Source organism: Nonomuraea antimicrobica (assembly GCF_039536965.1).
Lineage (GTDB): Bacteria > Actinomycetota > Actinomycetes > Streptosporangiales > Streptosporangiaceae > Nonomuraea > Nonomuraea antimicrobica.
The window spans coordinates 26,963-44,979 of the sequence record NZ_BAAAZP010000151.1; the positions used below are offsets into that span (position 1 = coordinate 26,963).

The 18,017-nt window shown below is 72.4% G+C and carries 19 protein-coding genes; 13 read left to right on the forward strand and 6 right to left on the reverse strand.

Translation table 11 applies throughout. The features are described from left to right. A partial coding sequence (gene glnA / locus ABD844_RS37730; protein ID WP_344889082.1) for a type I glutamate--ammonia ligase occupies positions 1-1,361 on the reverse strand: 1,361 nt, incomplete at its 3' end. 195 nt (positions 1,362-1,556) lie between these two features. Between glnA and ABD844_RS37735 the strand changes: the two genes are divergently transcribed. Together ABD844_RS37735 and ABD844_RS37740 are read left to right on the forward strand one after the other, a co-directional pair. Beyond that, a complete protein-coding gene (locus ABD844_RS37735) occupies positions 1,557-2,102 on the forward strand; it encodes an EF-hand domain-containing protein (protein WP_344889085.1) in 546 nt (181 codons plus the stop codon). A 224-nt stretch (positions 2,103-2,326) separates the two neighbouring features. Next, positions 2,327-3,343, forward strand: coding sequence for a terpene synthase family protein (locus ABD844_RS37740; protein WP_344889088.1), 1,017 nt, complete (start codon positions 2,327-2,329; stop codon positions 3,341-3,343). Positions 3,344-3,385: 42 nt separating this feature from the next. Here the strand turns inward: ABD844_RS37740 and ABD844_RS37745 are convergent, their stop codons facing one another. Then, entirely contained in the window at positions 3,386-4,348 is a 963-nt protein-coding gene (locus tag ABD844_RS37745) for a DUF5937 family protein (protein ID WP_344889091.1), read from the reverse strand. Positions 4,349-4,407: 59 nt separating this feature from the next. On the opposite strand from ABD844_RS37745, the gene ABD844_RS37750 reads away from it, so the two are divergent. The 6 genes from ABD844_RS37750 to ABD844_RS37775 all read left to right on the forward strand — a co-directional run bounded on the left by ABD844_RS37750 (position 4,408) and on the right by ABD844_RS37775 (position 10,337). Next, a complete protein-coding gene (locus tag ABD844_RS37750) occupies positions 4,408-5,619 on the forward strand; it encodes an MDR family MFS transporter (RefSeq protein WP_344889094.1) in 1,212 nt (403 codons plus the stop codon). 100 nt (positions 5,620-5,719) lie between these two features. After that, entirely contained in the window at positions 5,720-7,495 is a 1,776-nt protein-coding gene (locus ABD844_RS37755; protein ID WP_344889097.1) for an NAD+ synthase, read from the forward strand. Between the two features lie 127 nt (positions 7,496-7,622). After that, positions 7,623-8,024, forward strand: coding sequence for a metalloregulator ArsR/SmtB family transcription factor (locus ABD844_RS37760; RefSeq protein ID WP_344889100.1), 402 nt, complete (start codon positions 7,623-7,625; stop codon positions 8,022-8,024). Continuing rightward, the gene (locus ABD844_RS37765) at positions 8,021-8,515 is read left to right on the forward strand and encodes an SRPBCC family protein (RefSeq protein WP_344889103.1); all 495 of its coding nucleotides are present in this window, start codon (positions 8,021-8,023) and stop codon (positions 8,513-8,515) included. The genes ABD844_RS37760 and ABD844_RS37765 overlap by 4 nt, the downstream gene beginning before the upstream one ends. Before the next feature lie 59 nt (positions 8,516-8,574). Beyond that, positions 8,575-9,642, forward strand: coding sequence for a DNA alkylation repair protein (locus ABD844_RS37770; RefSeq protein WP_344889106.1), 1,068 nt, complete (start codon positions 8,575-8,577; stop codon positions 9,640-9,642). After that, on the forward strand, positions 9,639-10,337 hold the full coding sequence (locus tag ABD844_RS37775; RefSeq protein ID WP_344889109.1) for a GNAT family N-acetyltransferase: 699 nt from the start codon (positions 9,639-9,641) through the stop codon (positions 10,335-10,337). Before ABD844_RS37770 ends, ABD844_RS37775 begins: the two co-directional genes overlap by 4 nt. 238 nt (positions 10,338-10,575) lie before the next feature. Here ABD844_RS37775 and ABD844_RS37780 read toward each other — a convergent pair whose 3' ends face one another. Further along, entirely contained in the window at positions 10,576-11,205 is a 630-nt protein-coding gene (locus ABD844_RS37780; RefSeq protein WP_344889112.1) for an SDR family NAD(P)-dependent oxidoreductase, read from the reverse strand. Positions 11,206-11,284: 79 nt separating this feature from the next. On the opposite strand from ABD844_RS37780, the gene ABD844_RS37785 reads away from it, so the two are divergent. Further along, positions 11,285-11,722 carry a MerR family transcriptional regulator gene (locus ABD844_RS37785; RefSeq protein WP_344889115.1) on the forward strand — a complete coding sequence of 146 codons (438 nt, stop codon included), beginning with the start codon at positions 11,285-11,287 and terminating at the stop codon, positions 11,720-11,722. 165 nt (positions 11,723-11,887) lie between these two features. Here the strand turns inward: ABD844_RS37785 and ABD844_RS37790 are convergent, their stop codons facing one another. Continuing rightward, positions 11,888-12,238 (reverse strand): hypothetical protein, encoded by a 351-nt coding sequence (locus ABD844_RS37790; RefSeq protein WP_344889118.1) that lies wholly within the window; start codon positions 12,236-12,238, stop codon positions 11,888-11,890. A gap of 99 nt (positions 12,239-12,337) precedes the next feature. Between ABD844_RS37790 and ABD844_RS37795 the strand changes: the two genes are divergently transcribed. Beyond that, complete coding sequence (locus ABD844_RS37795; RefSeq protein WP_344889121.1) at positions 12,338-13,564, forward strand: PP2C family protein-serine/threonine phosphatase; 1,227 nt, start codon at positions 12,338-12,340, stop codon at positions 13,562-13,564. Here the strand turns inward: ABD844_RS37795 and ABD844_RS37800 are convergent. Beyond that, a complete protein-coding gene (locus ABD844_RS37800) occupies positions 13,524-14,198 on the reverse strand; it encodes a TetR/AcrR family transcriptional regulator (RefSeq protein WP_344889123.1) in 675 nt (224 codons plus the stop codon). The genes ABD844_RS37795 and ABD844_RS37800 overlap by 41 nt on opposite strands. 88 nt (positions 14,199-14,286) lie before the next feature. On the opposite strand from ABD844_RS37800, the gene ABD844_RS37805 reads away from it, so the two are divergent. Further along, positions 14,287-15,453 carry a hypothetical protein gene (locus ABD844_RS37805; protein WP_344889126.1) on the forward strand — a complete coding sequence of 389 codons (1,167 nt, stop codon included), beginning with the start codon at positions 14,287-14,289 and terminating at the stop codon, positions 15,451-15,453. A 7-nt stretch (positions 15,454-15,460) separates the two neighbouring features. Here ABD844_RS37805 and ABD844_RS37810 read toward each other — a convergent pair whose 3' ends face one another. Beyond that, positions 15,461-16,213 (reverse strand): TetR/AcrR family transcriptional regulator, encoded by a 753-nt coding sequence (locus tag ABD844_RS37810; protein WP_344889129.1) that lies wholly within the window; start codon positions 16,211-16,213, stop codon positions 15,461-15,463. A 48-nt stretch (positions 16,214-16,261) separates the two neighbouring features. On the opposite strand from ABD844_RS37810, the gene ABD844_RS37815 reads away from it, so the two are divergent. Continuing rightward, positions 16,262-17,212 (forward strand): ATP-binding cassette domain-containing protein, encoded by a 951-nt coding sequence (locus tag ABD844_RS37815; RefSeq protein ID WP_344889132.1) that lies wholly within the window; start codon positions 16,262-16,264, stop codon positions 17,210-17,212. Further along, positions 17,209-17,985 carry an ABC transporter permease gene (locus ABD844_RS37820; RefSeq protein ID WP_344889135.1) on the forward strand — a complete coding sequence of 259 codons (777 nt, stop codon included), beginning with the start codon at positions 17,209-17,211 and terminating at the stop codon, positions 17,983-17,985. The genes ABD844_RS37815 and ABD844_RS37820 overlap by 4 nt, the downstream gene beginning before the upstream one ends. The last annotated feature ends 32 nt before the right edge of the window (positions 17,986-18,017 follow it).

The following is an 18,017-nucleotide window of genomic DNA, read 5'->3' on the forward strand; positions in this document are numbered from 1 at the left end:
CACAGCACGGGCAGGTAGCGGCCCAGCTCGAACTCGGTGACGTGGCGGCGGTATTCGCGCCACTCGCTGCGCTTGTTGCGCAGGAAGAAGTCGAAGACGTGCTCGCCCAGCGTCTCCGCGACCAGCTCGCTGCGCTCCATGACCTCGATCGCGTCGTGGAGCGAGCCGGGCAGCGGCTGGATGCCGAGGGCCCGGCGCTCGGCGCTGGTCAGCGTCCAGACGTTGTCCTCGGCGGCGGCGGGCAGCTCGTAGCTCTCCTCGATGCCCTTCAGCCCGGCTGCCAGGATCAGCGCGAAGGCCAGGTAGGGGTTGCACGCCGAGTCGAGCGAACGGAACTCGATGCGGGTCGAGCCGCCCTTGTGCGGCTTGTACATCGGCACCCGGACCAGGGCCGAGCGGTTGTTGTGGCCCCAGCACACGTAGGAGGGGGCCTCGCCGCCCTGCCCGGCGATGGCCTCGGCGCCGCCCCACAGCCGCTTGTAGGAGTTGACCCACTGGTTGGTGATGGCCGTGATCTCGGCGGCGTGCCTGAGCAGCCCGGCGATGAACGAGCGCCCGATCTTGGACAGCCGGTATTCGGAGCCCGCCTCGTAGAACGCGTTGCGGTCGCCCTCGAACAGCGACATGTGGGTGTGCATGCCGGAGCCGGGGTGCTCGGTGAACGGCTTGGGCATGAACGAGGCCCAGATGCCCTGCTCCAGCGCCACCTCCTTCATGACCAGGCGGAAGGTCATGATGTTGTCGGCCGTGGTGAGCGCGTCGGCGTAGCGCAGGTCGATCTCCTGCTGGCCGGGCGCGCCCTCGTGGTGGCTGAACTCGACCGAGATGCCCATCGACTCCAGCATCATGATCGCCTGGCGGCGGAAGTCGTGGCCGGAGCTGTGCGGGGTGTGGTCGAAATAGCCGCCCGGGTCGATCGGCTCGGGCCGCTGCCCCGGCTCGGGCCTGCTCTTGAGCAGGAAGAACTCGATCTCGGGGTGGGTGTAGAAGGTGAAGCCCATGTCGGCGCACTTGGCGAGTGTGCGCTTGAGCACCCAGCGCGGGTCGGCGTGGGACGGCGACCCGTCGGGCATGAGGATGTCGCAGAAGATGCGCGCGGCACCGGGCGTCTCGCTGCGCCACGGGAGGATCTGGAACGTCGCGGGGTCGGGCTTGGCGAGCATGTCGGACTCGTAGACGCGGGCGAAGCCCTCGATGGCCGAGCCGTCGAAGCCGATGCCCTCGGCGAACGCCCCTTCGAGCTCTGCCGGCGCGATCGCCACGGACTTGAGGAAGCCGAGCACGTCAGTGAACCACAGCCGGATGAACCGGATATCGCGTTCCTCGAGCGTGCGGAGCACGAACTCCTGCTGGCGGTCCACAGCATCCCCTCGTTCGACAGACAAGTGTTCGATAGAAGTGTTCGAACGAAATGTTCGACAGAAAGTACAGGCTATGTACCAGCATGCCGTGTCCGTGTTTCGCACACGTTACGGGGGTTGCCGGTGCGAGCCTCGCTGACAAAGGGCCCGCCCCGACTTACTGTGATCACGCAGTCAGTCTCGGGGGAGGCATTGGTGGCTATCGACCTGCTCAATCACAAGCTCGATCGGGCGTTCGACCACATCGACGCGGGCGGCAGGGGCGTCGTCGAGCGTGAGGACCTGCTGGGGCTGGGAGCCCGCATCCTGGTGGGCTTCGGGGAGTCCCCCACCTCGGTCACCGGGGCGAGTCTCGTGGACAGCTTCGACCGGATCTGGTCCACGCTGTCGGAGACGCTCGATCGCGACGGCTACTTCGGCATCGCGCGCCCCGACTTCCTCAGCGGGATGACCGCCGCGTTCGTCACGGGCGACCTCTACGAGCCGGTCTTCAAACCGGCCACGGTGGCCGTGGCGGAGCTGTGCGACGGCGACGCCGACGGGGAGATCCAGCCGGGCGAGTTCCGTACGATGCTGTCGGCGTTCGGCGTGGCCTACGACGACGTGGACGAGGCGTTCGACCGCCTGGACCGGGCGGGCCGGGGCACGCTGACCGTGGACGCGCTGGTGCTGGCCGCCGCCGACTACTACCGCAGCGACGACCCCAACGCCGCCGGCAACTGGCTCTTCGGACCCCTGTGACGGCCGCTGTGAACCACACAGTGAATGACACTGCGAACGACACAGCGAGCGACACAGCACGAAGCACTGCGGACCACGCAGCCGACGAACCGAAGAGCCCAGCGGAGAGCCCGGCGAAGAACATCGTGAACACGTCAGCGAAGAGCACCGAGAGCGCCACAGAAGGCCCCACGGAAAGCGCCCCTGTGAGCAGCAGCACTGTGAGCAGCCCTATGGGCAGCGCCGTGAGCAGCACTGTGAGCAGCGCCGTGAGCAGCACGTCCACCGCGTCCACCAATGTGTTCGCCACCGTCCGCACGGCCCTGCGCTCGGCCCTGGCGTCGCTGCTGCCGCTGCCGCGCAGGGGCGGCTCTGCGGCCCTGGCGCTGCTGCCGCTGACCGAGCGGGTGCCCGCGATGGCGGCGCCGTGCCGGATGCACCCGGCCGTGTACGCGATCGAGGCCGCGGTCATCGACTGGGCCAGACGCACCGGCCTGCGCGCCGACCCCGGCATCGGGTACCACCGGATGGCGGGCCGGGCGTTCGCCGAGTTCGACGCGGCCGCGGCGGCGCTGTTCGCGCAGTGGCTGACCTGGCTGTTCCATCTGGACGACGAGCTGGACGAGCGGTCGGGCCCGCTGGAGATCTTCCACGGCATGCTCATGGGCTCGGCGCGCCATCCGCTGGAGGCGGCCTTCGCCGACCTGTGGCGGGTGACGAGCGTGCGGATGAGCGACCGGTGGCGGGCGAGGTTCGCGGTGGGGCTGCAGCGCCAGTACGACGCCTGCCGCACCGAGGCCGACAACCGGACGGCCGGGCGGATGCCGACGCTGGAGGAGTACCCGGAGCTGCGCAGGGGCACGGTGGGCCCGTACCTGTACGACCTGGTCGAGCCGTGCCTGCGGGTGGAGGTGCCGGTGTGGCTGCACGAGTCGGAGCCGTGGCAGCAGCTCGTGAACGCCTGCAGCGACGTGACCGCGTGGTGCAACGACGTGGCCTCGCGGCCCAAGGAGCGCGGCGACGTGCACAACTTCGTGGTGCTGGCCATGCGCCAGCTCGGGCTGGGCGAGCGGGAGGCGACGGCCTGGGTGCTGGACCGCATCGCCGCGCGCTGCCAGGACATGCGCAAGGCCGCCAGGCGGCTGCCGCTGAACGACCTCGAGCCCAAGACGGCCAGGGACGTCAGCAAGGTCGCGTGCGCGTACCTGGCGGCGCCGCGCGCCCATCTGGACTGGCTGCTGGAGTCGAAGCGCTACGCCTGAGCCGGTGGGCGCGGGCGTCGGCAAGAACGTCAGGCGCCGGCGTCATCCGGCGCCGGCGAGCATGTCGCCGGCGAGGGTGCGGCGGTAGACGACCTGTTTGCCGACCCGCATCCCCACGGCGAGCCCGCCGCCGCTGAGCACGCTCAGGTGCTGGCTGACCGCGCCCGGTGTGAGCTCCATGCGGGTGGCCAGTGCCGAGGTGGTGGCGGGCTCGGCCAGCGCGAGCAGGATCGAGGCCCGGCTCCTGCCGATCAGCGCGGACAGCGCGCCGGGGGCGGGCGGCGGGCCCTGCTCCCACAGCGTGCCGACGCCCTGCACGGGGTAGACGAGCATCGACTGGTACGGCGCCGTCATCACGGCCACCGCGGGCCAGTAGAACGCGCTGGGCACGAGCACCAGCCCGTCACCGTGCAGACCGCCCGCGTCGCACCAGGGCCGGTCGATGATCAGCCGTTCCCCGGTCCACACCACGGCCTGGTCGAGCCCGGCGAACAGCTCGCGCGCCCCGCCCTGGGCGAGTTGCCGCGAGCGGCGCAGGACGTCGCGTTCGAGCAGGCCGTACACGCGGGGCCAGAACTCGGCGAAGCACTCCGCCCAGTACGTCTCCAGCGCGTCGGCCACCCTGGCCACACCCGCCTCGGGGTCGGCCGTGAAGCGCGCGATCACGTCCGGGTCGGTGCCGCGCACGCGCCCGGCCTCCTCACGGGCCTGTGCGGGGTCGGTCTGCCTGACCCGGTCGAGCTCCTCGGCGAAGTCCGGCATCGGCGTGTCGGGCGGCGGGGTGAGGAAGTCGGCCAGGTAGCCGCTCGGCGGCACGAGCGCGAACAGCTCACCGAGGTCGAGCCCGGCCAGCCGGGGCCGTACGGCCTTGAGCCAGGGCAGGTGGATCGACTGCCGCGCCGGCTGCTGGAGGGTGCGCAGGCTGGCCACCAGCTCCCACATAGGGGAGAACGCGAACCGGATGCGCGCCACGTCCTCCGGCTTCAGCACCCACGTGATGGTCATGCTTTTAGTGTGGGCTAAATCGTTGGCATCGCCAAGCGCGCGGATCCCACGCTTGTCCCGTGTCGAACGCCACCGCTGAGAAGCCTTCCGCGCTGCCGTCGTTCCTGCGCTCGCAGGTCGGCGGGCTGCCCCGCCCGTTCTGGGCCCTGTGGAGCGGGACCGTCGTGAACCGCCTGGGCACTATGGTCATCCCCTTCACCGGCGTCTTCCTGACGCAGAACCGCGGCCTGTCGGTGGCCGCGGCGGGCCTGGTGATGGGCGTGTTCGGGGCGGGCTCGCTGCTGTCGCAACTGCTCGCGGGCGTGCTGGCGGACCGGATCGGGCGGCGGGCCACGTTGTCGGGCGGCATGGTGGCCACGGCCGCGTTCATGCTGGCGCTGGGCTACAGCACCTCGCTGCCCGCGATCCTGGCCTCGATGTTCGCGCTCGGCCTGGTCGTCGACATCTACCGGCCCGCCTCGAACGCCCTGGTGGCCGACCTGATCTCGCCCGAGGAGCGGCCCAGGGCGTACGGGCTGCTGTTCTGGGGGATCAACCTGGGCTACTCGATCGGCGTGACGGCCGGCGGCTGGCTGGCCGAGCTGGGGTTCCTGTGGCTGTTCTGGATCGACGCGGTGTCGAGCGTGGTCTTCGCCGTGCTGGTGTGGCGGGCGGTGCCCGAGACCAGGCCGCGGGCCGACCGGTCGGCGGGCGGCTTCGGGGTGGTGCTGCGCGACCGGGTCATGGTCGGGTTCACGCTGGTGGCGCTGGGCAACGCGCTGGTCTACTCGCAGACGCTGACCATGCTGCCGGTCGCGATGACCGAGGTCGTGAAGCTTTCGCCCGGCCAGTACGGCCTGGCCATGGCGCTGAACGGGGTGCTCATCGTCGTCGTGCAGCCGCTGGTGTCGGGGTGGCTGGGGCGCAGGGACCCGGCCCGTACGTTCGCGCTCGGGCTGGCCGTGATGGGGGCGGGGTTCGCGATGACCGCGTACGTCACGAGCGTGTGGGGGCTGACCGCCACGATCGCGGTCTGGACGGCCGGGGAGATCGTCACGGCGGGCATCCCGGGCGCCGTCGTGGCCGCGCTGGCACCGGCCGAGCTGCGGGGGCGGTACGCGGGGCTGTTCGGGTTCTCGTGGTCGCTGGCGGCGGTGCTGGCTCCCGTGCTGGGCGGGCCGCTGCTGGAGCTGGGCTCGCAGGCGCTGTGGTTCACGATCGGCGGGGTCGGCGCGGCCTCGGCGGTCGGCATGCTGCTGCTGGGCCCGGCCATCAGGCGCCGCTCGGCGTGACGGCCGCGTACCCACGAGTCGCGGCCGGTACCATCGGTAACCACTCGTACCACTTTTCGTCGCTTTGACGATAAAAATCGGGGCGTACTAGGCTGTCCACGTGGCACAACTGCGCATTGCCCTCGCACAGACGAACCCGACCGTCGGCGACCTGGCGGCCAACGCCGACCGGCTGATCGCGTGGACCCGCGACGCCGCCGAGCGCGAGGCCCACCTCGCCGTCTTCACCGAGATGTTCCTCACCGGCTATCCGGTGGAGGACCTCGTGCTGCGCACGTCCTTCGTGGACGCCAGCATCAGGACGCTGGAGGAGGTGGCGCGCAGGCTGGAGCGGGAGGGCCTGGGCGAGCTGCCGGTGGTGGTCGGCTACGTCGACCGCGCCGGGCTGGCCCCCCGGGTCGGGCAGCCGAAGGGCGCCCCGCTCGACGCCGCCGCACTGCTGCACCGGGGCGAGGTGGTGACGCGCACGGCCAAGCACCACCTGCCGAACTACGGGGTGTTCGACGAATACCGCTACTTCGTCCGCGGCGACCGGCTGCCGATCTTCCGGCTGCACGGGGTCGACGTGGCCATCGCCGTCTGCGAGGACCTCTGGCAGGAGGGCGGCCCCGTGTCCGTCGTGGGGCAGGCCGGGGCCGGGCTGCTGGTCGCGCCGAACGCCTCGCCGTACGAGAAGGACAAGGACGACGTACGGCTGGAGCTGTGCGCGCGCCGGGCCCGCGAGGCCGGATGCGCGCTCGCCTACGTCAACCAGGTCGGCGGGCAGGACGAGCTGGTCTTCGACGGCGACACGGTCGTGGTGGACGGGTCGGGCGAGCTGGTGGCGCGGGCCGCCAAGTTCGAGGAGGAGCTGCTGATCGTCGACTTCGACGGGTTGCCGGAGTCGGCGGCCGAGCCGGGGACGTACCCGTACGACGCGGGCGACGGCTCCACGATCACGGTCGAGCGGCTGGTGCTGTCGTCCGAGCCCGTCGCGCCGTACGAGCCGCTGCCCGCCCGCGTCGCCGAGTCGCTCGACCCGAGCGCCGAGGTGTACTCGGCCCTCGTGCTGGCGGTACGCGACTACGTGGTCAAGAACGGCTTCGAGTCGGTCATCCTGGGCCTGTCGGGCGGCATCGACTCGGCCCTGACCGCCACGATCGCCTCCGACGCGATCGGCCCCGAGCGCGTCAACGTGGTGCTCATGCCCTCCCGCTACTCCTCCGACCACTCGGTCGGCGACGCCGAGGAGCTGGTACGCAGGCAGGGCGTCACGGCTCGGGTGGTGCCGATCGCGGAGATCGTCAACGCGTACGAGAAGGAGATCGAGCTGTCGGGCCTGGCCGCGGAGAACCTCCAGGCCAGGGTGCGCGGCATGATCCTCATGGGCCTGTCGAACGAGCACGGCCACCTCGTGCTGACCACGGGCAACAAGAGCGAGCTGGCCACCGGCTACTCCACCCTCTACGGCGACTCGGCCGGGGGCTTCGCGCCGATCAAGGACGTGCCGAAGACGATGGTGTGGGAGCTGGCCAGGTGGCGCAACGACCACTCCGGCCCCGGGTTCCTGCTCCAGGCCGAGCGCCCGATCCCGGAGAGCTCGATCGTCAAGGAGCCCAGCGCGGAGCTGCGGCCCGACCAGCGCGACACCGACTCGCTGCCGCCGTACGAGGTGCTCGACCGGCTGCTGGACGACTACGTGGAGAAGGACATGGGCTCGCGGGAGCTCATCGCGGCAGGGCACGATCCGGCGCTGGTGACGCGGGTGATCCGGCTGGTGGACCTGGCGGAGTACAAGCGGCGGCAGTATCCGCCCGGCCCCAAGATCACGCCGAAGAACTTCGGGCGTGACCGCCGCCTGCCCATCACCAACCGCTGGCGGGAGACCACCGGCTAGGGACTGGCCTCTCTCCTCCCGCGTACGAAAGCGCCGTCGCCCTCACTCGGGCGGCGGCGCTTTCGCGTGCCCTGGCCCCTGCCGGACGACTGGCGGAACGCGTAACCAGTGGGTTACACTTTCTCCCGTGGACGACGTGGCAGGGGCGATCGCGGATCCGGTGCGCCGGGAGATTCTCGTCATGCTGCTGCGGGACGGGGCGCTGCCGGCGGGCGAGATCGCCGACCGGTTCGCGATCAGCCGGCCCGCGGTGAGCCGCCATCTGCGCGTGCTCAGGCAGAGCGGGCTCGTACGCGCCGAGCTGACCGGACGGCAGCGCCTCTACACGCTCGACCCCGGGCCGTTCACCGCGCTGGCCGCCTGGCTGACCCCGTTCCTGCGGCCCGCCGGGTGGGAGCACCGCCTCGACGCGCTGGAGACGGAGGTCTACCGCACGCGCCGCGAACGCCGGGCCACCCAGTCCCAGTCCCAGTCCCAGTCCCAGGTTCAGCACGACACTCAGTTCGAGCGAGAGGAGAGCGCAAGGTGAGCCCCATTCCCATTGGCAGGCTGTTCAAGACCGGTGAGGGCAGCGACCTCGTCCTGACCAGGACCTTCCGCGCGTCCGCCGAGGACGTCTGGCTCAGCGTCACCGAGTCCGACCGCACGGCCCGGTGGTTCGGCCCGTGGGAGGGCGACGCGGGGCCGGGCCGTACGATCAAGGTGCAGTTGCTCTTCGAGGAGCAGCAGCCCTGGTGCGACCTGCGCATCGAAGCCTGCGAGCCGCCGCATCGTCTGGAGGTCACGTCGCTGGACGAGTTCGGCGCCTGGCGGATCGAGCTGCTGCTCACCGAGGCCGACGGGGTGACGGAGCTGCGGTTCGTCCAGCACCTCGACTCGGACGACGGCGTCGGCGAGATCGGCCCCGGTTGGGAGTTCTACCTCGACCAGCTCGTGGCCTCCCGCGACGGCTCCCCCGCCGTGGCCTTCGACGACTACTACCCCTCGATGCGGGCGTACTACGAGGGCCTGCGGGGCTGACCCGCTGAAGGACTGCGGGGCCGAGGGGAACTGTCGGTGCCGTCTGGCACAGTTGGCGCGTGGCTCAACCCCTGAAAGATCTGATCAACACGCGGTCGGTGGCGGTGCTGGCCGACGGGCTGGCCGCCGCTTGGGCGCCGTTCGACCGTGATCGCTTCGTCGCGCGGGCCCTGGCCGGGCTCGACGGGCTGGAGCTGAAGGGGCGCGTCGCGCACGTGGCGGCGGCCCTGCACGACGCGCTGCCGCTGCCCTACCCTCAGGCCGCCGAGCTGGTGCGCGAGTGCGCCGGGCACGTGCCGCTCGACCTGTGGAGCGGGTGGCCGGCCACCGAGCACACCGCCGTCCAGGGGCTCGGCCACCTGCGTGCCGCGATGGACACGCTGGCCGTGCTCACGCCGTTCGCGACGGGTGAGTTCGCCGTGCGTCCCTTCCTCCGGCACCATCGCGACGACGCACTCAAGATCATGTTCGAGTGGGCGGAGTCGCCCGACGAGCACCTGCGCCGCCTGGCCTCGGAGGGCTCGCGCCCGCGCCTGCCGTGGGCCGGGCGGGTCGAGTGGCTGATGTCGCCTGGTCCCACGCTGCCCCTGCTCGACCGGCTGCGCGACGACCCGAGCGAATACGTCCGCCGCTCGGTCGCCAACCACGTCAACGACCTGGCCAAAGACCATCCCGATGAGGCGCTCGGGCTGCTGGCCCGGTGGCGTTCCGACGGCGGTTCGCACGTGGAGAGGGTGCTGCGGCACGCGGTGCGCGGGCTGCTGCGCGCGGGCCATCCCGAGGCGCTGGCGCTGGTGGGCGCGACCCCGGGCAGCGGCTCGGTCGACGCGCTGACCCTCGAGTCCGGCACGGTCGCGGTGGGCGAGCGGCTGGGCTTCACGGTCGCGGTGACGTCCGGCGCGGCGGGGCCGGTGCTGCTGAAATACGCGATCCGGCGGGCGGGCTCGCGGCGGGTGTTCCATCTGGGGCAGCGGGAGGCGGGCGGGCCTGGCGAGACGTTCACGCTGCGCAAGAGCCACTCCTTCCGTCCGGTCACCACGCGCGACGAGCCGCCGGGCGACAGGGAGCTCGACGTGATCGTCAACGGGCGAGTGGCGGCGAGCGTCCCGTTTACCCTGGTCCGATGACTTCTACGGCGCGCGAGCCGCGCGACTCCGAGCTGCTCCGGATCGAGCTGGGCGTCATCTGGCGCCTCGACGGGCTCGGCCGCCTGCCCGGGCCGGAAGACCTGGTGATCGGCGTGGCGGCCGACGGCATGGTGGCGGCCGTGGCGAGCGTCGTGCCCGACCCGCTGGCCGGGCGCCTGCTCTCGCTCGTCGCCGACGGCGGGGAGCTGCCCGACGTGGTGGTGGGGTGCCAGGCGCTGCTGGGCGGCATGGGGGTGGCCGTTTCCAGGGGGCCGAGCTATCTGGTGGAGCCGCCTTTGGGGTATGACGCGGGGGTGGAGGTGCTGACGTCCGCCGTCCCCGCCCACGCCCGGCTCGTACGTCCGCTGCGGCCGGGCAACTGGGAGCCCGGCGAGTGGGACGACCTGCTCGGCGGGCGTGAGGGCGCACCCTGGGCGATGATCGTCGAGGACGGGCAGGTGGCCGCCGTCTGCCACACGGCCCGCCTGACCCCGGCCGGGGCGGAGGCGGGCACGTGGACGGCGCCCGCCTACCGGGGGCGCGGCTACGCCGCCGCGACCACCGCCGCCTGGTCGGGGCTGCTGCCCGACACCCGGCTCTTCTACAGCACGAGCGCTGACAACCGTTCCTCCCAGCGCGTCGCCGAACGCCTCGGCCTCCGTCCCATCGGCCACCTCTGGAAGCTGACCGCCTGACGGGCCACCCCACCAACGCGCCCACCACGCGGTGCCCCAACCAGCGGGTGACGCCCGCACCGCGTGGTGTTCAGCTGTCCGGGTGTTCGGTCGTCCAGGCGTCCAGGCGCTCGGTCGTCCGAGCGTCCGGGCGTTCAGGTGTCCGGGCGTTTAGACGTCCGGCGCCGTGTGGTGTGACGCCCACGCCATCCGGCACCTCGCCCGGTGGCAGCGTGGCGGGTGGCCTCGGGCGGGCTGGTCAGGAGTCGTCCGAGTGGAGTACCTCGTGCTGCCACTGCGCGCGTGGCTGGGTGTGCAGGTGCCAGTAGTGTTCGGCGATGTCGTCAGGGGCGAACGCAGTCCCCGGGGCCACCGGACCGGCGACGGTGACGCTGGCCACGTGTATCCCTGACGGGCCGTACTCCTCGTCCAGCATCGCCACCAGCGTCCGTACCCCGGCCTTGCCCAGGGAGAGGCTGACGTACTGGGCCTTGGGCTGCGGCATGCCGCCCGTGACGAGGAACGTGCCGTTGCCGCGCCGCGCCATCGCGGGCACCACGTGTGCGGCCGTGACCAGCGCGCCCACCACGTTGACCGCCCACGCGTCGAGCTGCGCCCGCGCGTTCGCCTCGCCCGGCGAGTCCGGGCGGATGATCGCGGCGTTGTACACCACGACGTCCGGCGTGCCCAGCTCGCCCACCGCCGCGTCGAGCGCGGCGCGCAACTCGTCCTCGTCGGCGCAGTCCGCCCGGTACGCCGAGGCCCCCTCCAGGTCGAGCGTGCTTCCGGTACGCGACACGAGCGCCACCCGCAGCCTCTCCCTCGCGAACCGATGGGCCACGGACCGGCCGATTCCCGGCCCCGCCCCGATGATCAGCGCTCCTGGCATCGATGTACTCCTTCACGTTGTTGTCAGTGGCAGTTCGCGACGCTAAGGCGTCACATCCATGTGAAGGTCAAGGGAACGCATGAGGATCGGTGACCTGGCCCACCGGACCGGGGTGAACAGGCGGCTGCTGCGCTACTACGAGGAGCAGGGGCTGCTCCGCCCGCGACGGCTGCCCAACGGCTACCGCGAGTACGGGGAGGCGGACGTGGCCGCCGTACGCCACATCCGGACGATGCTCGCCGCCGGGCTGCCCACGTCCGTCATCGCCCGGCTGCTCGACTGTGTGCACGATGACGGCGAGCGGATGGTGCCCAGCGCCTGCCCCGGCATGGTCAGCAGCCTGCGGCGGGAACGCCGGCGCCTGGCCGAGACGATCGACCGGCTCCAGACGTCGCAGCGAGCCCTCGACACCCTGCTCGACACCCTGCCCAGCACCCTGCCCGACACTCTGCCCGACACCGAACGCACCGCCACGCCCGGCACCCGCACCCGGAACCGGGCTCCACACCAGTCCTGACACCTCGCCCCGCGCCATGCTCAGCACCATGTCCGGTCACCTGCCCGGTAGCACGTCCGCCACCGCCCGGCAGTACGCCCGGTGGCGTGCCCGGCAAGCCGTTCGGTGGCCGACCTGCGCGTTCGGCGGCCTTCTGCTCTCGATCGGAGGTGCTGATGCGAAGGGTCAGAGATCGCGTAGCGCGAGTGCCTCGGCGTCGGTCAGGCCCCGGCGAGCGCCCGCGCGGAGCCGGGCCCGCACCTGCGCGCTCGTACGCGGCCGGTACTTCGGCTGACGCCCGCACCCGCACGGCTCGAAGCCCTCGTACCGCAGCCCCGCCGTCAGCACCGTGGCCACGGCCCGCCAGCGGCGCTCGTCTCCCCGGCGCGGCGCGGCGAAGTCGTGCCCCGCGTAGAGCATGGGCTGCCGGCAGCGCGGGCACCGGTGCTCGCCTCTGACCCAGGGCTGCTTGTGGCTACGCCGACACGGCACACACACGTAGTGGACCTTGTAGAAGACCATGCCGTAGGTGCACATGCCGCCCACGCTACCCAAGAAAGATCAGGGCCCCGGTCCGCGACCCCGGAATGGCACGGGCCGGACGGGTGCCGATGGATCTGCGATGATCGTGGGGCCATGACGGAGATGACACACTGCGTCACGTGCGGCGGCACCGTGGCCCCCGACGGCCACTGCTGGGACTGCGGCACCCCGCAACCGGCCTTCCGCTCGCACCTGGAGCTCACTGTGGGCGGCGCGGCCGGGGTCAGCGAACGTGGCCCGCGGCGAGGGGTGAACTCCGACGCGATGGCCCTGGTCAGGGCGGGAGTGTGGACGGTCGGGGCGGTGTGCGACGGCGTCTCCATGGCGCCGCGTGCGGACCGCGCCGCCCGGGTGGCCGCCTACACCGGCGCGGCGACGACGGCCGCGCGGCTGCGGACAGGGGCCCTGCCGGAGACGGCGCTCGTGGCGGGCGCACTCCACGCGGCCCGCGCGGTGGCGTCCCTGACCGCGATCCGCGCGACCGTCCCCCCACCCGGCCCCGCAGAAGGGGCGGACCACCGCACGATCCCAGACCCGGCACGCGTGGAGAATCGCACGATCCCGGAACCGGCACGCGCGAACCACCGCACGATCCCAGACCCGGCACACACGGACCACCGCACGACCCCAGACCCGGCACACACGGACCACCGCACGACCCCAGACCCGGCACACACGGACCACCGCACGACCCCAGACCCGGCACACACGGACCACCGCACGACCCCAGACCCGGCGCGCGCGGAGCATCGCACGGCCCTGAGTGCGGCGTGGGCGGGGCTCGGCGTCGGGGCGCCGTCCTGCACGTACGTCGCGGGGGTCGTGGGGCCGGAGGGCGTCTGGAGTTGCTGGATCGGTGACAGCCGAGCGTACTGGCTGCCGGGCGAGGGCCTCGGGATGGCGCTGACCGAGGACGACACGGGTGAGCACGAGGCGCTGTCCGCCTGGCTCGGCGCCGACGCCGGGCCTTCGAAGCCCCGCCTGCGCAGCTACCAGCCCAGAGTGCCCGGCCGCCTGCTCCTCTGCACGGACGGCCTGTGGCGCCACCTCCCGGACGCGGCCTCCCTGCGCGTCCACGCCCTCCCCGGCGACCCGCTGGCCGCCGCCCGCTCGCTCATCGCGTACGCCCTCGGCGCGGGCGGCCAGGACGACGTCACGGCCCTCCTCATCGACGTCCACCCCGGCGACCACCCCGGCGACCATGCCGACGACCATGCCGGCGACCTCCACCGGCAGGCCCCACCGACGTCCGACGCTCGCGGAGCCGCCACCACAGGGCCTACGCGGGTCGCAGGCGTCCCGCGATCCCGTCGAGGATGAGGTCGAGGCCCAGGCGGAACTGGCCGTCGAAGTCCCCGTCATCCACCTGGGCGAGGCCGCCGAGGTCGGCCGCGTGCTCGTTCAGATGGTCGGCCACCCTGGCACGGAGCCCGGCGTCGGCCGCGGGCGTGCGGACCGTGTCCCACCAGGTGTTCTCGGCGGCGACGAACCCGTTGACGTAGGAGGACAGCGTCCCGACCGCCGCCGTCAGCTCGGGCCCGTGCAGGCCCGCGCGGGCGAGGGCGGCGTAGATGACGCGGGAGCGGGCCAGCGCGTTCGGCCCCAGCAGGGGGCGGGTGGCGGTGAGCGCGGGCATCCAGGGGTGGCGGCGCATGACCTGTCTGCTGCGCGTGAGCTGGCGGACCAGTAGCTCGCGCCACGGGTCGCCCGCCCGCGGCTCGTCGACCTCGCCGATCACCTCGTCGAGGGCCAGGTCGAGCACGTCCTCCCGGCTCTGGACGTACTCGTAGAGCGACATCGTGCCCGCGCGCAGGCGGGCGGCGAGCGCGCGCATGGAGAAGCCTGTCACGCCCTCGGCGTCGAGGAGGGCGACGGCCGCCGCCACGATGCGCTCGCGGGAGAGCCGTGGCCTGCGCGGACGGTCGTCGTCGCGGAACCAGATCGACTCGGGCATCCCACACCTTCCGTGCGCTGCCTTCCGTGCACTGTACGGAAAACCGTACGGCTAGCTTGGGCGGCCCGGCGAGATGGAGGAGGACCTCATGGGATGGCAGCGGGACCACGCGATGCTGGCGCTGCGGCTCAACCGGCTGCTGACCGGCGGCAGGGCGGGCGACGCGGGAGCGGCGGGCACGGCGCTCATCTACCGCGGCCCGGCGGAGTGGAGTGAGCGGGCCGCGGCCGAGCCGCCCGCCGTTCCCGGAGCGCTGGCGGAGGAGGCGGAGCGGCTGATGGAGCAGGCGCCGTCCGCCTACCTGGCCGCCCACGTACGGGCCGTCCGCGCCGTGGCCCGCCACCTGGACGGCGAACGGCTCCCGCTCGCCGACTACGCCCGGGAGTGCCTGGGCCTGGAGCCGCGGTGGGTGCCGGAGGAGGTGTTCGAGCGGGCGCACGCCGAACTGGACGCGGCCCTGCCGAAGGCCCCCGGCTCGGTCGGCGACCGGCTGCGGGCCTGGCAGGCGGCCCGTACGCTCGGCGACATCGACCGACTGCCCGCCCTGGTGGACCGGGCGGTGGCCGAGACCAGGGCTCGTACGAACGCCATCGTCCCGCTGCCGTCAGGGGAGGTGGTGCGATGCCGGTTGGTGGAGGGGGTGGCCTTCCACGGGGCGGGCGACTACGAGGGCGGGCTGAGGTCCACGATCCACATCAACAAGGCGATCCCGTTCAACCTGGCCGACCTGCTGTATCTGGTCTCCCACGAGGGCCATCCCGGGCACATCGCCGAGTCGGTGCTGAAGGAGCCGCGGCTGGGCGAGTGGCAGCGGGTGCGGTTCATGCTCTCGCCGTCGTTCGTGCTCAGCGAGGGGCTCGGGCTGCTGGCGCAGGAGGTGCTGTTCCCCGGGAACGAGGCACGCGACTGGCTGAACGCGTACGTCTACCCGGAGGTCGGCCTGCCGCCGGACGACGTCGATCTGGCGGCCGTGCACCACGCCAAGAACGTGTTGTGGGGCGTCTGGGGCAACGCCACCTTCCTGGCGGCCGAGGGGCGAGGCGATGCCGAGGTGGCCGCGTACCTGTCGAGGTGGTCGCTCTACGGCGACGGCGAGGTCGCGGCCGTGCTCGGGCAGCTCAGGCCGTCGCCGATGAGCCCGTACGTCTTCGGCTATTTCCATGGCTGGGAGCTGCTGCGGCGCTGGGTGCGCGGGCCGGAGCAGGTCCGCCGCCTGCTCACCGAGGCGTTGCTGCCCGCCGACGTGACCGCCTGACCCCGGCCTAGTCTTTCCGCGCGCGCCGCTCGATCAACTGCTCTACCCCGTCGAGCAGCAGGTCGAGGCCGAAGCGGAAGTCCGCGTCGTCCGCCCAGCCCTCGGCGCCGTGCATGACGCCCGCGCGCATGACCGCCGACAGCGCGGGATAGGTCTCGGGGTCGAGCACCTCGACCAGCAGGTCGCCCCAGTCGGCGGCCCCCTCGATCCCGGTGTGGTCGTGCTCGGGGAACCCCGCCGTCGCCGAGAGCACGAGCGCCGCGTCGGTGAGCGCGTAGCCGGTCAGGGTGCTGGCCACGTTGAGCCTCTCCCCGTCGTCGAGGCCCGTGCCGTCGAGCGCGGCCAGCGCCCGGTCCAGCCAGAGCAGCCGGCGCGGGCCCAGGGGTGGGGAGAGGCGGGAGATCGACAGCACCCAGGGGTGCGCGAGCAGGAGGTCGCGCTGGACGCGGGTCCACAGGGCGAGGTAGTCGCGCCAGTGCCGGCCCGCGGGCTCGGGCGGCAGCGGGGCCACCCCGTCGGCCATCGCGGTGAGCAGGTCTTCCTTGCTGTCGACGTACCGGTAGAGGGCCGTCGTCGCCACCTCCACCCGCGAGGCCACGCTCGCCATCGAGACGCCGGCCAGCCCTTCGGAGTCGGCGATCTCGATGGCGGCCGCGGTGATCGTGGCCAGGTCGAGGCGTGGCCTCGGGCCCCTGCGCGGCACGGGTTCGCGCCCCCACATCCGCTGCAGCATGGGGGGCAGCGCCCGTTCCTTCGCCATCGAACTCCTCCTTGACTCGCTCATAGGATTCTGCATTACGATAAAACTATGAACGTCATACACAGTACGACATTCACAGATGCCATCCACGCCCGAGGGCTCACCAAGTCGTTCGGCGCCACGCGGGTGCTGGCCGGAATCGACCTGGCCGTGCCCACCGGATCGCTGGTGGCCCTGCTGGGGCCCAACGGGTCGGGCAAGACGACGACCGTACGGATCCTGACCACGCTGCTCGCCCCCGACGGCGGCACCGCCGTGGTCGGCGGGCACGACGTGACGCGCGAGGGCGTGGCCGTGCGCCGCGTCATCGGGCTGACCTCGCAGCAGGCCACCGTGGACGACCTGCTGACCGGGCGGGAGAACCTGGAGCTGTTCGCCGGTCTCTACCACCTCGGCGGGCAGCGGGCCCGGCACCGGGCGACGGAGCTGCTGGAGCTCTTCGGCCTGGCCGACGCCGCCAACCGGCGGGCGGGCACGTACTCCGGGGGCATGCGCCGCCGCCTCGACCTGGCCGCCAGCATGGTGGCGGCCCCGCCGATCCTGTTCCTGGACGAGCCCACGACCGGCCTCGACCCCCGCAGCAGGGCCGACCTGTGGGCCGTGATCCGCGAGCTGGTCGCGTCCGGCACCACGATCCTGCTCACCACGCAGTACCTGGAGGAGGCCGACCAGCTCGCCGACCGCGTCGTGGTGATCAACGGCGGCCGGGTCGTCGCCGACGACTCCCCCGAGGCGCTCAAGCGCCAGGTCGGCTCGGAGCGCCTGGCGCTGCGCCCGGCGCGGGCCGTGGACCTGTCCAGGGCGGGCGCCGTACTGGCCGGGTCGGGGGCCTATCTCGACGCCGAGTCCAGGGAGCTGACGCTGGCCCTCCACGACGCCGACCACCTGCGCCGCACGCTCGACCTGCTGCACACGGCGGGCATCGCCGTCGCGCGCGTGGAGCTGCGCACCCCCACCCTGGACGACGTCTTCTTCGAGCTCACGGCGGCCGCGGCATGAGCGGCCCCGTCACCGCCGCCGCCGACCTGCGCCGGCTGGTCGTCCGCGACCTGCGCCGCGAGCTGCGCGTGCTGGACGGCCTCATCGTCAACACCGCCCTGCCCGTGATCATCATGATCCTCTTCGTGTACGTGTTCGGCGGCGCGATCACGACCGGCTCCAGCGGGCTCGACTACATCGACTTCGTCGTGCCCGCCGTGCTGCTCATGTCCGGCGGGTACGGCGCGGCGCTCACCGCCGTGACCATCTCCGACGAGATGACCGGCGGCATGATCGACCGGTTCCGGACCCTGCCGATCAGCGCCTGGGTGGTCCCCGCCGGGCACATCGTGGCCTCGGTGCTGCGCAACGTGGCCTCCTCCGCCATCGCGCTGGCCGCCGCGCTCCTGCTCGGCTTCCGGCCGAACGCCACGCTCTCCGACTGGCTGCTGGTGCTGGCCCTGGTGACGGCGTACGTGCTGGCGCTGTCCACGCTGGCCGCGCTGTGGGGGCTGCTGGTGAAGTCGTCGCAGGCGGCCGGGGCGTTCAGCTTCGTCGTGCTGTTCACGCCGTACCTGTCGGACGGGATCGTCCCCGCCGAGACCATGCCGGCGGTGCTGCGCGCGTTCGCCGCCAACCAGCCGCTCACGCCCATCATCGACACGATGCGGGCGCTGCTGCTGGACCAGCCCATGGGCTCCGCCGGCCTCGTCGCGGTGGCCTGGCTCGCGGGTACGGTCGTGGTCGGCCTGCCGATCGCGGCCCTGCTGTTCCGGCGCAGGACGGCGGCCTGAGGCTCTGGCGCAGGCCGGGAGGAGGGACGGCG

Coding starts and splice junctions, on each gene's coding strand:
- ABD844_RS37815 (WP_344889132.1), top strand. CDS start 16,262: ATGAACGTCATACACAGTACGACATTCACAGATGCCATCCACGCCCGA.
- ABD844_RS37810 (WP_344889129.1), bottom strand. CDS start 16,213: ATGGCGAAGGAACGGGCGCTGCCCCCCATGCTGCAGCGGATGTGGGGG.
- ABD844_RS37795 (WP_344889121.1), top strand. CDS start 12,338: ATGACGGAGATGACACACTGCGTCACGTGCGGCGGCACCGTGGCCCCC.
- ABD844_RS37780 (WP_344889112.1), bottom strand. CDS start 11,205: ATGCCAGGAGCGCTGATCATCGGGGCGGGGCCGGGAATCGGCCGGTCC.
- ABD844_RS37805 (WP_344889126.1), top strand. CDS start 14,287: ATGGGATGGCAGCGGGACCACGCGATGCTGGCGCTGCGGCTCAACCGG.
- ABD844_RS37775 (WP_344889109.1), top strand. CDS start 9,639: ATGACTTCTACGGCGCGCGAGCCGCGCGACTCCGAGCTGCTCCGGATC.
- ABD844_RS37820 (WP_344889135.1), top strand. CDS start 17,209: ATGAGCGGCCCCGTCACCGCCGCCGCCGACCTGCGCCGGCTGGTCGTC.
- ABD844_RS37785 (WP_344889115.1), top strand. CDS start 11,285: ATGAGGATCGGTGACCTGGCCCACCGGACCGGGGTGAACAGGCGGCTG.
- ABD844_RS37745 (WP_344889091.1), bottom strand. CDS start 4,348: ATGACCATCACGTGGGTGCTGAAGCCGGAGGACGTGGCGCGCATCCGG.
- ABD844_RS37790 (WP_344889118.1), bottom strand. CDS start 12,238: ATGTGCACCTACGGCATGGTCTTCTACAAGGTCCACTACGTGTGTGTG.
- ABD844_RS37800 (WP_344889123.1), bottom strand. CDS start 14,198: ATGCCCGAGTCGATCTGGTTCCGCGACGACGACCGTCCGCGCAGGCCA.